Origin of the sequence: Bacillus sp. FSL P2-0069 (assembly GCF_038593315.1) — a bacterium.
In the GTDB taxonomy this organism is placed as follows: Bacteria; Bacillota; Bacilli; order Bacillales; family Bacillaceae; genus Bacillus; species Bacillus safensis.
The window spans coordinates 3,406,352-3,420,587 of the sequence record NZ_CP151984.1 but is presented as its reverse complement, the minus strand read 5'-3'; the positions used below and the strand labels follow the sequence as shown (position 1 = coordinate 3,420,587).

Below are 14,236 nucleotides of genomic sequence, written 5' to 3'. Positions count from 1 at the left end.
AGAGGGAACAAGGGGGATGCGGCCGATGGAAATGGAACAAATTGTGTTTCAACTCATCCTGCACGGCGGAAATGGCAGAAGCTCCGCGATGGAGGCCATTACATGTGCAAAACAAGGAAACTTTGATGAGGCGAAGCAAAAATTGCAGGACGCACAAGACGCGTTAAATGAGGCGCATCACGCACAGACAGAGCTGATCCAAGGAGAAATCAGGGGCGAAAAGACGGATATTAGTCTCTTAATGATTCATGCGCAGGATCATCTCATGAACGCAATGACCGTCAAGGAGCTCGCAGCAGAAATCATCGAGCTCCATGAAAAAATGAAGCAACTCGGAGGTGTCAATTCATGAAAGAAGGAATCAAAATTGTCACAATAGGCGGTGGATCGAGCTATACGCCTGAGCTCGTCGAAGGGTTTATTAAACGATATCAAGAATTGCCTGTAAAAGAATTATGGCTTGTGGATATTGAAGCGGGTCAGGAAAAGTTAAACATCGTAGGCGCTCTGGCGAAACGTATGGTTGAAAAAGCAGGTCTGCCGATTGAGGTACACCTGACTCTTGACCGCCGGGAGGCCTTGAAGGACGCAGATTTTGTGACGACACAATTTCGTGTAGGACTGCTGGAAGCACGGGCAAAGGATGAGAGAATACCGCTTAAATACGGCGTCATCGGTCAGGAAACGAACGGACCAGGCGGTTTATTTAAAGGCCTTCGGACCATCCCAGTCATTCTAGACATTGTGAAGGATATGGAAGAGCTTTGCCCAGACGCATGGCTTGTGAACTTTACAAATCCAGCCGGCATGGTCACAGAAGCTGTTTTACGCTACACGAATCTAAAAAAAGTGGTCGGTCTATGCAATGTGCCGATTGGGATCAAAATGGGGATTGCCAAAGCGCTTGATGTGGACGTTGAACGCATCGAGGTACAGTTTGCCGGTCTCAATCACATGGTCTATGGATTAGACGTATATTTAGACGGGGTCAGCATTATGGATCAAGTGCTTGATGAACTAGGAAATCCAAACAGCCAGTGGTCCATGAAAAACATTGAAGCGAAAAACTGGGAGCCTTCTTTTGTGAAAGGATTAGGGGTCATCCCATGTCCGTATCACCGCTATTACTATAAAACGAAAGATATGCTGGAAGAAGAGCAAAAGGCGGCTCAAGAGAAAGGAACACGAGCAGAGGTTGTGCAGCAGGTCGAGCAGGAATTATTTGAGCTTTATAAAGATCCTGATTTGTCGATTAAACCACCGCAGCTCGAAAAAAGAGGCGGGGCCTATTACAGCGATGCGGCCTGTAACTTAATCAGCTCTATCTATAATGATAAGCACGACATTCAACCAGTCAATACAGTGAACAGAGGGGCGATTGCCAGCATTCCGGCTGAATCAGCGGTTGAAGTAAACTGTATCATTACAAAGGACGGACCGAAACCAATCGCGACAGGTGATCTTCCTGTAGCTGTAAGAGGACTCGTTCAACAAATCAAATCATTCGAGCGTGTGGCAGCAGAAGCGGCTGTGACTGGAGATTACGAGACGGCTCTTGTGGCGATGACCATCAACCCGCTCGTCCCATCTGACGACATTGCAAAGCAAATTTTAGACGAAATGCTCGAAGCGCATCGTGAGTATTTACCGCAATTCTTCAAATCAGTCAATACTTAACACATAATGGCCCCTTTAATGGGGTCATTTTTTTGATTGCCCCATATGGAAACTGGAGAAAGAAGTGTATGATTAGAAAAAACAGCATGTATGGCTTCAAAGAAAGGACTGTTGGAATATGGTTGCAATTGGTTTAATGTTTTACGGGTTTGTCGTACAGCCTGTCATGAGTTATGGTACAGTGATCTTGTTTTTGTATGGCCTTATTGCTTCATTTGTTGGCCTCATTCGGCATAAGGAATATGTGTGGATCTATGTTCTCCGCCTGCTCGTTTGTTTTACCATTCCCGTGACCAATCTGTTGATGTATTTTGCAACGATTGGAGGAGATGCAAGGAAATTTGATTTCCAGCCAATGCCGCTTGTTTATTATCTTGTCTTTATCCTAGAAATCATGATCATCTTTTTGCCAGAGATCTTTTTACAGATCGAAAAAAAGCGGAGCATCAAAAGGAGACAGTGGATATACGCAGGGGCGATTGTTGGGGTATCGGTCTTGTTTTGGTGCACGATTTGATGGGAAGAGACGGGTCAACTAAGTCTATTTCGCTTTTGTTTCTGTAACTTCTTTCGTCGGACCTTTACAAAAGAGATGGAAAGAGCAAGGATAGAGATTCCAAGAGCCTTAAATAAAAACTGGGTGAGGAAAGGTGAATCGTCGAAACCAGTGGCGACGATCATCGATCCGATGCAGATTCCAAAGAATGCTAGTAGATAAGTAAAAAACATACCATCACTCCCCTTATTCATGTGTATTTACCATTATAAGGGATAAAAGAGAGGTAAATAAACAAAAAAGAACCCTTCATGATTGAAAGGTTCTTTTTATATGCTTATGCTTGCTTGACGACTGAGTCAACTTCAACTGTCCAGCCGAAGATGTCTGGCTGTGTCCCTTTTTGGATGCCAGTAATGGCTTCGTACAATTTCTTCGATACTTCGCCTGTTTGACCATTTTGGATCACATATGGCTGATCATGATAAATTAATTCCCCGACAGGAGAGATCACGGCTGCCGTTCCAGTTCCGAAAATTTCTTCAAGCTCGCCAGATTGATGTGCTTCAATTAACTCATCAATTGAAATTTTGCGCTCTGTTACTGGAATTCCCCAATGCTTTAACAGTTCAAGCACAGAGTTGCGTGTGATGCCTTCTAAAATGCTGCCGTTCAATTCAGGCGTCACGATTTCGCCATTGATTTTAAAGAAGATATTCATGCTGCCGACTTCTTCAATGTATTTTTTCTCGACCCCATCAAGCCAAAGAACCTGTGAAAATCCTTTCGTTTCAGCAACCTGCTGTGCTTTAAGGCTTGAGGCATAGTTTCCAGCTGTTTTGGCATTTCCTGTTCCACCCTTAACGGCACGGACAAACTCATTTTCAACTGCAATTTTAACCGGATGAATGCCTTCTTTATAGTATGATCCCACAGGAGATAAGATAATGAGCAGCTTATACGTGCTAGACGGTGCAACGCCTAAATACGGCTCAGTGGAAATAATGAATGGACGAATATACAAGGAAGTTCCCTCTGCATCAGGTACCCAATCCTTATCAATACGAATGAGTTCATTTAAGCCCTCTAATACTGTTTCTGTATCAATTTGCGGAATACACAGGCGGTCATTGGATCTGTTTAAGCGTTCCATGTTTTTTTCCGGACGGAATAAGAGAATTTTTTGATCCTCAGAAACATAAGCTTTCAAGCCTTCAAAAACAGATTGACCATAATGGTAGACCATCGACGCTGGGTCCATTGGAATGGCTTGATAAGGGATAATTCTTGGATCGTACCAGCCTTTATCAACTGAATAATCCATCACAAACATGTGATCTGTGAAGATTTTTCCGAATTCAAGTTGATCAGATTGAGGTTTTGGTTTTTTTGTTGAACTAAGTTCAACGCGGATGGGTTGTTTTGGCATTGTAAATCTCCTTGCTGTTTGATTATTTGAAAATTCTAATAATATGAAATAATTATGATTCTATTCTATACCTTCACAAAATATTAGCAATAGGTTTTCTGTAATTCAGACAAGAAAAATCTGTTAAAGCGCTTTCCTTCTCTCTGCTGTCAGTTTGGCTCATGTCACCCCTTTTAAAAAAGAAATAAAATCCAAATACAATATTAACTGATTAATCTGACAATTTAAAAACGAATGGTTTTCCTGTAAGATATTCTTTCAACCATACACCTTTTGACTAGTACATTGCAAGGGACATCGTCATATTTTAATCCTCTTTTTTTTAACCGATAAAGGAAGGAGAGAAGGGAAAGGAGCAAACAACAAGATGAAACGAGCGATACCAGGCATTTTACTCATTTTATTCATGACCGTAATCAGCTTTGGCTGTCAAGCGATGACAGATGAGGCTGGCGCTAAGCAAAGCACAGCCTATTACGTAGCGGTAAACGGAAGCGACAAAAACCCGGGAACTAAGCAAAAACCTTTCCGTACGCTGAAAAAAGCGGCAAGTATGGCGAAGGCTGGGGCAACCATTTACATGAGAGGCGGCACATACAAAGAAAAATTGATTGTCCGCCATTCAGGAACAAAGAAAGCACCCGTTGTCTTTCAAGCTTACGGAAAAGAAAAACCTGTGATTAGCGGGGCTTCCCTTAAAGGAAATCAAGCCGATGGCGGTCTTGTCACGATCGATCAAAAGAGCTACATCACCCTCAAAGGCCTGACTGTAGGACACCTTAAGACGAATAAAGAAGATTTAACACCAGTTGGTATTTTCATCAAAGGAAGCGGCAAAGGCGTCAAACTGCTTAATAACCGAGTGTATGATATTCAGACGAAACATGAAAATGGAAATGCACATGGAATTGCTGTCTATGGGACAAAAGCTCCAGCAGCGATTGAAGACATTGAAATCAAAGGAAATACCGTTGAAAAATTAAAGCTGGGCTTCAGTGAAGCGCTTGTGCTAAATGGGAACGTGAAAAAGTTCCGTGTGACACATAATACGGTCCGGCACACTGATAATATTGGCATTGATTTAATTGGATTTGAGAACGTGGCACCCTCTAAAAAGTATGATCAAGTCAGAAACGGTGTCGTCTCAAGAAACAAAGTATATGAGATTACGAGTGCAGGGAACCCAGCCTATGGCAGCGACATTTCTGCTGGCGGAATTTATGTTGATGGCGGAAAAGACATTGTGATCGATCATAATATTTCACATCACAATGACCTAGGGATTGAAGTCACAAGCGAACATAAAGGAAAAATGGCGGACCGCATCCGCATCGAACACAATCAAGTGTATTTGAACCGTTATACAGGAATTTCTATTGGCGGCTATGATAAGAAGCGTGGCGGTACAACTAATACGACGATCTCACATAATACTTTGTACAAAAATGACACAGCCGGTTTAGAAGGCGGTCAATTGCTGATGCAGTATCAAGCAGTGAACAATCGAATCACGAATAATATCATGACCGCTAGTGCCTCGCATTACTTGGTCGTGAATCTTTATCAAGTGAACCAAAAGAATACCTTCCAGAAGAACGTTTATGATGACCGCAAAGGTGCAAAAGCATCACAGTGGGTATGGTACGGGAAATGGCTGGAAGGCTACAAAACGTTTCTCTCTAAAAGCGGTCAAGATAAAGGATCAGCACATCTTAACCCGCAATTTGTGAATGAGAAAAAATATGATTTCCGTCTGAAGAAATCATCACCTGCGAAGAAAATCATCGGAAACTGATGATATTTTAGGAATTTTCAAAAAAGTCATTGACATTGATGTGACATCACATTAAAGTAAAGAAGACATTTCAACGAAAACAAATTTCATAACGGATCTCTTATCAAGAGAGGCAGAGGGACTGGCCCTATGACGCCCGGCAACCGTTTCTATTTTAGAAATTGGTGCTAATTCCTGCAAAGCTGTTACAGCTTTGACAGATAAGAGAGGAAGACTTCCCGATACATGTTTCATGCAACGGTGATCAAGCCTCTCTTTCCAAGAGAGGCTTTTTTTCGTCTCTTTTTCGAATCAAATGCCTGTTTTACAGGCGTATTTCCACTTTTTTACCTAGTTTTCCGATGTGAAAAATCAAAACAACTTGAGGAGGAACAGCAATGAAGCGTAAGCATTTTACATCATGTCTTGTCTTATTAACGGCATTAACCGTCCTATTAACAGGCTGCGGCACTGGATCAAGTGCAGGCTCAAAGGCAAATACGAACGAAAAAGTCTCTTTTGACAATGTACCGAAGCGATTTGCAAAGGGACAGGGAGCAAAAATTAAAGTCATCCGCAAAATTGGAGGAGACGATCATACAGCTCAATTTTTAGCTGGAACCAAGGCAGAAGGTGAAGCACTCGGCTTTACGGTAGATGTCTACACCGCAAATGGAGATACAGCGAAGTTCCATGATGCCATCTCTCAGGCGCTTGAAGAAAATTATGATGGCTTTATCATCTCTCACGGGGACGACGAGGCGACAGTCGCTGATGTGAAAAAGATCACAGCGAAAGGCATTCCAGTTGTAGCATTTGATTCGAATCCTAAGCTGAAGGACATCAAAGGGGTCACAGTGACATCTCAAGATGATGAGCAATTAGCGAAAAAATCATTAGATGCGCTAGTGTCTGATTTTAAAGGAAAAGCAAATATTGCGTACCTCTGGGTAGATGGATTCCCGCCAATGGTGAGACGAAATAAGGTCTATCAAGAAACGCTTAAACAACATTCAGGAATCAAGGAGCTTGACCGCTTTGGTATTGCCTCCTCTGATACGTCTGTTCAAACGCAAAATGCAGTAGCAGCCATGCTGAATAAGTATCCAAAGGGCAAGCTGGACGCTATTTTTGCCACATGGGATGCCTTTGCCATTGGGGCAGCAAGAGCGTTAAAGGAAGCAGGAAGAACAGAAGTGAAGATTTATGGGATTGATGTATCAAATGCGGATCTTCAAGAAATGACAGCGAAGGACAGTCCGTGGAAGTACACAGCAGCGGTTGATCCGAAGCTCATCGGCGCAGTCGACGTGAGGATTCTTGCGAAGAAAATAGCTGGTGAGAAAACACCGTCTTCCTATGACCTTGAGGCCTCTCTCATCTCGCAAAAGCAGCTTCAACAAGCAGGAAAAGCCATTAACATGGTCAATCTTGCAGACGAAGTGAAGGGATTTGGTTCATCGACTGCTTTTGAGGAAGATTGGATGAAGACCTTGAAGAAGCATTATACAAAATAAGCGACGTGCACTCTCTTTCCATAGAGGGTGTTTCGTTTTTCAGATGATATCAAGAGAAGGAGGACACCTATGACAGCGCCGCTTGTTCGTATGAAGAATATTTCAATTGAATTCCCAGGGGTCAAAGCGTTAGATCAAGTGAATTTCACATTAAAAAAAGGGACGGTCCATGCACTGATTGGAGCAAATGGTGCTGGGAAGTCAACGTTAATGAAGGTTCTTTCTGGCGCTCATTCCCACTTCGACGGGACCATCTACATCAATGGCCAGGCGGCATCCATTCAAACCCCAAAGGATGCATCCTCATATGGTGTGCAGACGGTCCATCAAGAAGTGGATACGGCTCTTGTTCCCTACTTAAGTGTTGGTGAGAATATGATGATGCATGAAATTGAGAAAAAAACATTTGTCAGCTGGAAAGAGCTGCATCGCAAGGCGGCTCAGCTATTAAAAGAAATGGACATCGACATCTCCACAAAACGACTTGTCAGCGATCTGACCCTTGCCGAAAAACAGATGGTGCTCATTGCCAAGGCCGTTTCCATTAAATGCAGCATTTTAATCTTAGATGAACCAACGGCTCCGCTTAGTCATGCAGAAACAAGCAAATTATTCTCAATGATTGATCGGTTGAAACAGAATGGGACGGGGATCGTGTTTATTTCTCACCGCATGCCTGAAATTTTCACCATCTGTGATGAATTGACTGTGATGCAAAATGGAACGGATGTCGCAGCTCACCTTGTCAAAGACACAAATCCGCAGCAGGTCATTGAAGAAATGCTAGGCGCACCATTAGAGGAGCAATTCCCGTCTCGCAGGCCACTGAAAGATGCACCTATTGTGCTTGAAGTGAAAGAGCTAAACGATCAACATAAATTAAACAACATTCACTTTTATGTCAAAAAAGGAGAAATTCTCGGGATCGCAGGACTTGTCGGTGCTGGTAAAACAGAATTGTGCAAAGCCCTTTTCGGTGCCTCAGAAAAAAAGACGGGGACCGTGCAGCTTCATGGTCAAACCATCCGCATCACATCGCCTCATCAAGCGGTGAGAGCTGGAATGGCTCTTGTGCCGGAAGAGCGGAGAAAAGAAGGGATTCTGACCGAAGAGAGCGTGGGGTGGAACTTAACGGCTGCAAGTCTTCACTCATTTTCACGGATATTCAGCTTCTTACATCGTTCGAAGGAAAAGCGGGAAGCAGACGACATCGTCAAACGACTTGGTGTCAAAACGCCGTCGCTTGAAGCAAAGGTGAAGCACCTATCGGGTGGAAATCAGCAGAAGGTTGCTATCGGAAAATGGCTGCTGGCTGAGGCAGATGTGTATCTCTTTGATGAACCAACCAAAGGTGTAGACGTTGGAGCGAAAAAAGATATTTTCACTTTGATTGCAGAGCTTGCCGCCCGCGGAAAATCTGTCATTTATGCGTCGAGTGAGCTGTCAGAAATTGCAGGCATCGCTGACCGGGTATACGTGTTATATGATGGCAGCATTACCCGGGAAATGACCGCACCGACGACTGAAGAGGAGCTTTTATATCATTCAACAGGAGGACAATCATGAGCGAACAACAAATTCCAGCCCCTGTGCAGCAAATTAAAAAACAGCGGCCATCCTTTCATCTGTTTGATTTCTTTTATCGATATGGCACAATCTTAACCATTGTTGTGTTGATTGTAATATTTGCGGCAGCGAATCCAGCGTTTTTGCAATCAGGAAATATCATCAATATTCTACGGTCTATCTCAATTGTGACCATCATTGCGGTGGGCTTAACCATCTCATTGGCAGTAAACGGCTTTGATTTATCAGTTGGATCAGTCGCTACGCTATCAAATGCGATTGTCATTTCTATGTTCGTATGGTTCTCGCAAAACCCACTGATTGCAATCCTCTCTGCACTAGCGGCTTCTATCATTGTTGGTTTGCTAAATGCATGGATGATCGTCAAAATGAAAATTCCAGATATGCTCATGACATTAGCCATGATGTTTATCATTCAAGGGCTGGCTCAAACGTATACGAAAGGGGCGACCATTTCTGAAAATATGGTGCTTCCCGATGGCACGTTCTCAACGGGAACGATTCCTGCCTTTTTCAGCAAAATTGGACAGGTGCCATATATCATTCTTATTATGGCTGCCATTGTACTCTTTGCGCATGTTTTCATGACCTACACAAAGCACGGCCGATTCATGTACATCATCGGTGGGAATAAGGAAGCGGCTCGTTTGTCTGGCATACATGTGAACAAATACAAAATTGCGGCCTATCTGCTTTCTGCGTTATTTGCAGCGATCGGCGGTATCGTGCTGGCATCAAGGGTCATGACAGCAGAAATTAATGCGGGTGCACCATATTTAATGGATGGAGTAGCGGCTGCTTTTATCGGCTTTTCCGTCATGGGAGCAGGTAAGCCAAACGCATTTGGCACTTTTATCGGGGCTGTACTCATCGGTATTTTACAAAATGGGCTTGTGATGATGTCTGTCCCTTATTATGCAATGGATATTGTGAAAGGCTCTGTGCTGGCCCTTGCACTGGCGCTGACATATTACAAACAACGAGGCTAACTGCGTATTTTTTAAAACCATTCGAGTCCTCTCTCCGTCTAGTAAACGGAAAGCGGTGCAGCTGCCGTTTCCCAAAAGGAGATGACAAAAAGAAAATGAATATGTCAGCAACTCATGTAGAAGATTTGAAAAATGTCATGGAAGACTGGAAAAATGAACTATTAGTATATAAATTTGCGTTAGATGAAATGGATACAAAGTTTTCAATTATCAGCCAGGAGTATAATTTAATCCATGGACACAACCCAATAGAGCATACAAAATCACGAATTAAATCCTTTGAAAGCATAGTGAATAAACTAGCAAGAAAAGGATGCGACATCACGACACAATGTGCCAAGGAGCATATCCATGATATCGCAGGTGTCCGCATCATCTGTTCTTTTATTCAAGATATCTATAACATTATGGATGTATTGAGGCAAAGAGAGGATTTAAAGATCCTTGAAGTGAAGGACTACATTCAACATCCAAAACCAAATGGCTACAGAAGCCTTCATTTAATTGTTGAGATACCTGTCTACTTAACAAATCGTGTGGAGCATGTGAAGGTTGAGATTCAGGTGCGGACCATTGCGATGGATTTTTGGGCGAGTCTAGAGCATAAAATCTATTATAAACTGCAAAACGATGTTCCTCATCAGCTGACTGATGAACTGAAGGAAGCCGCAGATATTGCCCATTACTTAGATGAAAAAATGCAGAATATTAAACGAGAAATTGATTAGCACATCAAAAAGCAGCTGTTTTGATCACAGCTGCTTTTTTTCATATTATGGATTGGTTCCACGGTCTCTCTTTTGAATAATATCTTGAGATTGTGCAGATTGGCTGTCTTTTTGAATGGAAGTACCAACAGAAACACCTGTTATCAAGAGGGTTAAAATCGCACTTGTGATGAGCCATTTCTTCATCATACATCACTCCATTTTCTTAACAAGTTTTCAAGGACAACGCCTTGTTTTTAAAATAAGAGGATTCTTCATGAAGCCCAAGATCTGTTAAGTAAGCTGCTGCATCCTGACAAACAGCTTCAAGGTCAACAAGGAAATTCATTGTTTCTAATTGATCGCAATAAGCCTTGATTTGCTCAATCATGTTGTCTGGCTGAATCATAAGTGTTTCTAAAATGGATAATTTAAGTGAAATGTTTCGTTGTTTTAAATTTTCTGCTTTTTGAAGTGAAAGCTGTACATAATAGTGGAACAAACCTGGCTTTTTCAGCTTAAAAAGTGCTTTTGTATAGGCGTACATGGCAAGTAAATAGCCGCCTGGAGAAGAAGTTTCGAATGATTCTATCATTAAAGCCTTTTCTAGGAGCGGCACAGCTTCACTGTATTCATTTCTTAGACTTTTAATAAAGGCTGCATTGCAATAGGCATGTCCAAGTAAATCTGGATCTTCCATCTGTTCTAGTGAATGAATCACTTCTTCGAACAGCGATTCTGCCTCATCATATTTCGACTGATCCGCATAATTCAAAGCAAGCATCATTTGACAGCTGATTGATTTTTTCACATAACATGGATCTGCGTCGTAAATAGATGAAGCCATCTTTAAGTGGTGGATGGAGAGAAGCGTGGACCTAATATTATAGTAAAGACACCCAGTTTTATAATGAAATTCGGCTTTTTCAATGTCATCGTGCACGAGATCTAATTTATCCTCGGCCAATTTTAAATGGTGAAATGCCGTATCCTGATTGCCTCTGCGCATTTCATACATCCCTTTAAAGAAATAGAAATAATAGCTGAGCATATCATCCGTACGGATGGCATTTTCATCAACAAAAAGACTATGATCTAATGAAGCTGTATCTTCTATTAGATCTTTAAAACGGTACTCTAGCAGTTGATAGTAAAGTAAGACGTCTTGATTTTCTTCCATTCGATCAAACGCTTGAAGAATGTCTTCTTTTAACTGAATGGCACCTTGTATCTCTCTTTTTTTCATCATGACATACCAATCATTGAGCATATTCGCTACATCAACGGACGACAAAACACCTGCTTCTGCCAATTCTTATCCTCCTTTCTTCATCTATCAATATCCGTTCTTCTGAATCAACTTCCCATATTCCAGTATCTTCTTATATTTTAAGCTCTCTCGTACAGTTTGTAAAACATGTTTTTTGATGTAAATTCAACCAATAGTGAAAGAAATAGAGAGACATCGCTCTTTTGTATACGCTTACATTTTTTTAGGTAAAAAGAGGGTTTTGGGAAAAATATATTACAATATCAATATAGAGAGGAAGCAAGTTGTTGAGTTTGCTTTCGTATGCAAGGAAGAAACATCATTTATCAAGGCGCTGCCTCGTTTTTTTGTGAGATTATCTCACATCATAATTGTGGATGACTCTTCTTTTAGAATAAAATGAGTTATTCGCAAAAAAGTAAAATTTAAAGAGACTATTGATCTAGAATTGTATGGATCTTTGGTATTGATAAAAAATATCACACACTATAGCTTTAGCGTGGTATAGTATTATTGTTATTGCGAATATTTAGACAAAACTGACAATGGGGGTCGTGTTTTATGAAGAAATCGATGTTATTGATCATGGGACTAATTGTTGTGCTTGTCATGGCAGCCTGTGGATCAAAATCGGACAGTGGTTCGGGAGAAGGCAAAGGCACATATAAAATCGGGATAGATACAACTTATCCGCCATTTGAATTTGAAAAGGGCGGTAATTATGAAGGGATAGACGTTGATTTAATTAATGCAATCGCGAAAGACCAAGGTTTCAAAGTGAAGCTTGAAGCCATGGACTTCTCAGGTATCATTCCAGCGATGCAGGCAGGACAGCTTGATGTTGGAATGGGCGGGATGAGTATTACAGATGAGCGTAAGAAGAAAGTAGATTTCTCAGATCCTTACTTCGACGCTGGACTGACAGTTGTTGTGAAAAAGGACAGCAGCATCAAATCTATTAATGATTTAAAGGGGAAAAAGCTAGCTGTTAAAAACGGAACGACTGGTGCCAAGTTCGCAGCTGATAACGCTGATAAATATGGGTATGAAGTCGTTCAATTTAATGACAGCCCATCTATGTTCCAGGAAGTATCAAACGGAAATGCAGATGCCTTAATTGAGGATTATCCTGTCATTACGTATGCGATCGCACAACAAGATTTAAAATTGAAAACAGTTGGAGACCGCTTGAATGGAGACCAGTATGGTATCTCTGTCATGAAGGGGAAAAACCAAGACCTATTGAAGAAGATCAATAAAGGCCTTGAGAACCTAAAGAAAAACGGTGAATATGACAAAATTATTGATAAATATTTGAAGTCATAACACAAGCGAGGCGCGCTCCGAGCGCGCTTTCTTTATGTGTCAGCCGTATGTGAATTAGGGAGGGAGAAACATGGATACAATTATTAATGCATTTCCGTATTTAATGGATGGTTTGCAAACCACTTTATATATCTTTGTTGTTGCCATCATTTTAGGGTTTATCATCGGTTTAATTGTGGCATTATTCCGTCTGTCACCATTTAAAATCTTAAATTTCATCGCACTCGTCTTTGTGAATGCCATTCGAGGCACACCATTTATCGTACAGCTATTCTTCATTTATTTTGGTTTGAATACACTTGAATTCATTTCGCTTGATCGAGTGCCCGCAGGGATTATTACAGTAGCGATTAATGCAGGGGCTTATTTCTCAGAAATTATTCGTGCAGGAATTCAGTCTATTGATAAAGGACAAACAGAAGCTGCGCGCTCTTTAGGCTTTACAGGGGGGCAAAACATGCGCTTTATCGTCCTACCGCAGGCATTCCGCCGCATGCTCCCAGCGATTACAAACCAGGCCATCATCAGCTTGAAGGATACATCTCTCTTATCTATTATCGGAATTGCCGATATTATGCAGCGAGGGCAAGTTCAAGCATCGGCTACATTTGATCCTTTGAATGTCTGGCTGATTGTCGGTGTCATTTATTTCGTGATCATTTATTTACTTTCTCTACTGGCTAGCTACGCAGAAAGGAGATTTGATATCAAATGAGTATGATTACGGTGAAAAACTTAAAGAAATCCTTTGGCGATCACGAAGTGTTAAAGGATATTAATGCAGTCATCGAGGAAAAGGAAGTCGTGTGTGTCATAGGTCCTTCTGGATCAGGGAAAAGCACGTTTCTAAGATGCCTCAATAAATTAGAAGATATCACGGCTGGAGAAGTCGTTGTCCACGGGCACACGATTACAGACCCAAAGGTGAATATCAATAAAGTACGACAAGAAGTAGGCATGGTGTTTCAGCACTTTAATTTATTCCCTCATAAAACCGTTTTAGAAAATATTACAATTGCACCGATAAAAGTAAAAGGCATCGAGAAGAAGGCGGCAGTCGAAAAAGCGTTAGACTTGCTTGAAAAAGTCGGCTTAAAAGACAAAGCTCAAAGCTATCCTAACCAATTATCTGGTGGACAAAAACAGCGTGTAGCCATTGCAAGAGCGTTGGCAATGGATCCGAAAGTACTATTATTCGATGAGCCGACATCAGCTCTTGATCCTGAGGTCGTAGGGGATGTATTAGCTGTAATGAAACAATTAGCTGTCGAAGGTATGACAATGATTGTGGTCACACATGAAATGGGCTTTGCAAGAGAGGTAGGAGACCGTGTCATCTTTATGGATGGCGGATATATTGTCGAGGAAGACAAACCGGAAGCTCTCTTTGGGAACCCGCAGCATGAGCGTACAAAATCATTTCTTAGTAAGGTGTTATAAAAAAGAGTAAGGGCATGTATATGC

At 41.7% G+C, this 14,236-nt stretch carries 14 protein-coding genes and 1 riboswitch; of the genes, 11 read left to right on the top strand and 3 right to left on the bottom strand.

The features are described from left to right. The first annotated feature begins 25 nt into the window (after positions 1-25). From NSQ34_RS17560 to NSQ34_RS17550, 3 genes are all read left to right on the top strand, one after another. Entirely contained in the window at positions 26-352 is a 327-nt protein-coding gene (locus NSQ34_RS17560; RefSeq protein WP_024427495.1) for a PTS lactose/cellobiose transporter subunit IIA, read from the top strand. Next, positions 349-1,677 carry a 6-phospho-beta-glucosidase gene (locus tag NSQ34_RS17555; protein WP_342500980.1) on the top strand — a complete coding sequence of 443 codons (1,329 nt, stop codon included), beginning with the start codon at positions 349-351 and terminating at the stop codon, positions 1,675-1,677. Before NSQ34_RS17560 ends, NSQ34_RS17555 begins: the two co-directional genes overlap by 4 nt. Before the next feature lie 118 nt (positions 1,678-1,795). Then, a complete protein-coding gene (locus NSQ34_RS17550; protein WP_176967122.1) occupies positions 1,796-2,194 on the top strand; it encodes a hypothetical protein in 399 nt (132 codons plus the stop codon). Between the two features lie 316 nt (positions 2,195-2,510). Here the strand turns inward: NSQ34_RS17550 and NSQ34_RS17545 are convergent, their stop codons facing one another. Further along, a complete protein-coding gene (locus NSQ34_RS17545; RefSeq protein WP_024426445.1) occupies positions 2,511-3,602 on the bottom strand; it encodes a branched-chain amino acid aminotransferase in 1,092 nt (363 codons plus the stop codon). A 367-nt stretch (positions 3,603-3,969) separates the two neighbouring features. Between NSQ34_RS17545 and NSQ34_RS17540 the strand changes: the two genes are divergently transcribed. The 5 genes from NSQ34_RS17540 to NSQ34_RS17520 all read left to right on the top strand — a co-directional run bounded on the left by NSQ34_RS17540 (position 3,970) and on the right by NSQ34_RS17520 (position 10,197). Next, positions 3,970-5,397, top strand: a complete 1,428-nt coding sequence (locus tag NSQ34_RS17540) for a right-handed parallel beta-helix repeat-containing protein (RefSeq protein ID WP_176967123.1) — start codon at positions 3,970-3,972, stop codon at positions 5,395-5,397. 97 nt (positions 5,398-5,494) lie between these two features. Then, a riboswitch (SAM riboswitch) is annotated at positions 5,495-5,604 on the top strand. Between the two features lie 170 nt (positions 5,605-5,774). Continuing rightward, positions 5,775-6,893: a sugar ABC transporter substrate-binding protein gene (locus tag NSQ34_RS17535; RefSeq protein ID WP_034281327.1), complete on the top strand. Its 1,119-nt coding sequence runs from the start codon at positions 5,775-5,777 to the stop codon at positions 6,891-6,893. 69 nt (positions 6,894-6,962) lie between these two features. Beyond that, positions 6,963-8,459 (top strand): sugar ABC transporter ATP-binding protein, encoded by a 1,497-nt coding sequence (locus tag NSQ34_RS17530; RefSeq protein ID WP_176967124.1) that lies wholly within the window; start codon positions 6,963-6,965, stop codon positions 8,457-8,459. Continuing rightward, entirely contained in the window at positions 8,456-9,469 is a 1,014-nt protein-coding gene (locus NSQ34_RS17525; protein ID WP_098677110.1) for an ABC transporter permease, read from the top strand. The genes NSQ34_RS17530 and NSQ34_RS17525 overlap by 4 nt, the downstream gene beginning before the upstream one ends. 95 nt (positions 9,470-9,564) lie before the next feature. Further along, positions 9,565-10,197: a GTP pyrophosphokinase family protein gene (locus tag NSQ34_RS17520; RefSeq protein WP_025093809.1), complete on the top strand. Its 633-nt coding sequence runs from the start codon at positions 9,565-9,567 to the stop codon at positions 10,195-10,197. 45 nt (positions 10,198-10,242) lie between these two features. On the opposite strand, the gene NSQ34_RS17515 is transcribed toward NSQ34_RS17520, so the two are convergent. Together NSQ34_RS17515 and NSQ34_RS17510 are read right to left on the bottom strand one after the other, a co-directional pair. Then, on the bottom strand, positions 10,243-10,383 hold the full coding sequence (locus tag NSQ34_RS17515; protein WP_162860197.1) for a hypothetical protein: 141 nt from the start codon (positions 10,381-10,383) through the stop codon (positions 10,243-10,245). Positions 10,384-10,402: 19 nt separating this feature from the next. Further along, the gene (locus NSQ34_RS17510; RefSeq protein WP_098677111.1) at positions 10,403-11,488 is read right to left on the bottom strand and encodes a Rap family tetratricopeptide repeat protein; all 1,086 of its coding nucleotides are present in this window, start codon (positions 11,486-11,488) and stop codon (positions 10,403-10,405) included. 519 nt (positions 11,489-12,007) lie between these two features. Here NSQ34_RS17510 and NSQ34_RS17505 point away from each other — a divergent pair. From NSQ34_RS17505 to NSQ34_RS17495, 3 genes are all read left to right on the top strand, one after another. Then, the gene (locus NSQ34_RS17505; RefSeq protein WP_098677112.1) at positions 12,008-12,772 is read left to right on the top strand and encodes a transporter substrate-binding domain-containing protein; all 765 of its coding nucleotides are present in this window, start codon (positions 12,008-12,010) and stop codon (positions 12,770-12,772) included. 70 nt (positions 12,773-12,842) lie between these two features. After that, positions 12,843-13,487, top strand: coding sequence for an amino acid ABC transporter permease (locus NSQ34_RS17500; RefSeq protein ID WP_024423856.1), 645 nt, complete (start codon positions 12,843-12,845; stop codon positions 13,485-13,487). Continuing rightward, entirely contained in the window at positions 13,484-14,212 is a 729-nt protein-coding gene (locus NSQ34_RS17495; protein WP_034281322.1) for an amino acid ABC transporter ATP-binding protein, read from the top strand. The genes NSQ34_RS17500 and NSQ34_RS17495 overlap by 4 nt, the downstream gene beginning before the upstream one ends. Positions 14,213-14,236 lie beyond the last annotated feature (24 nt).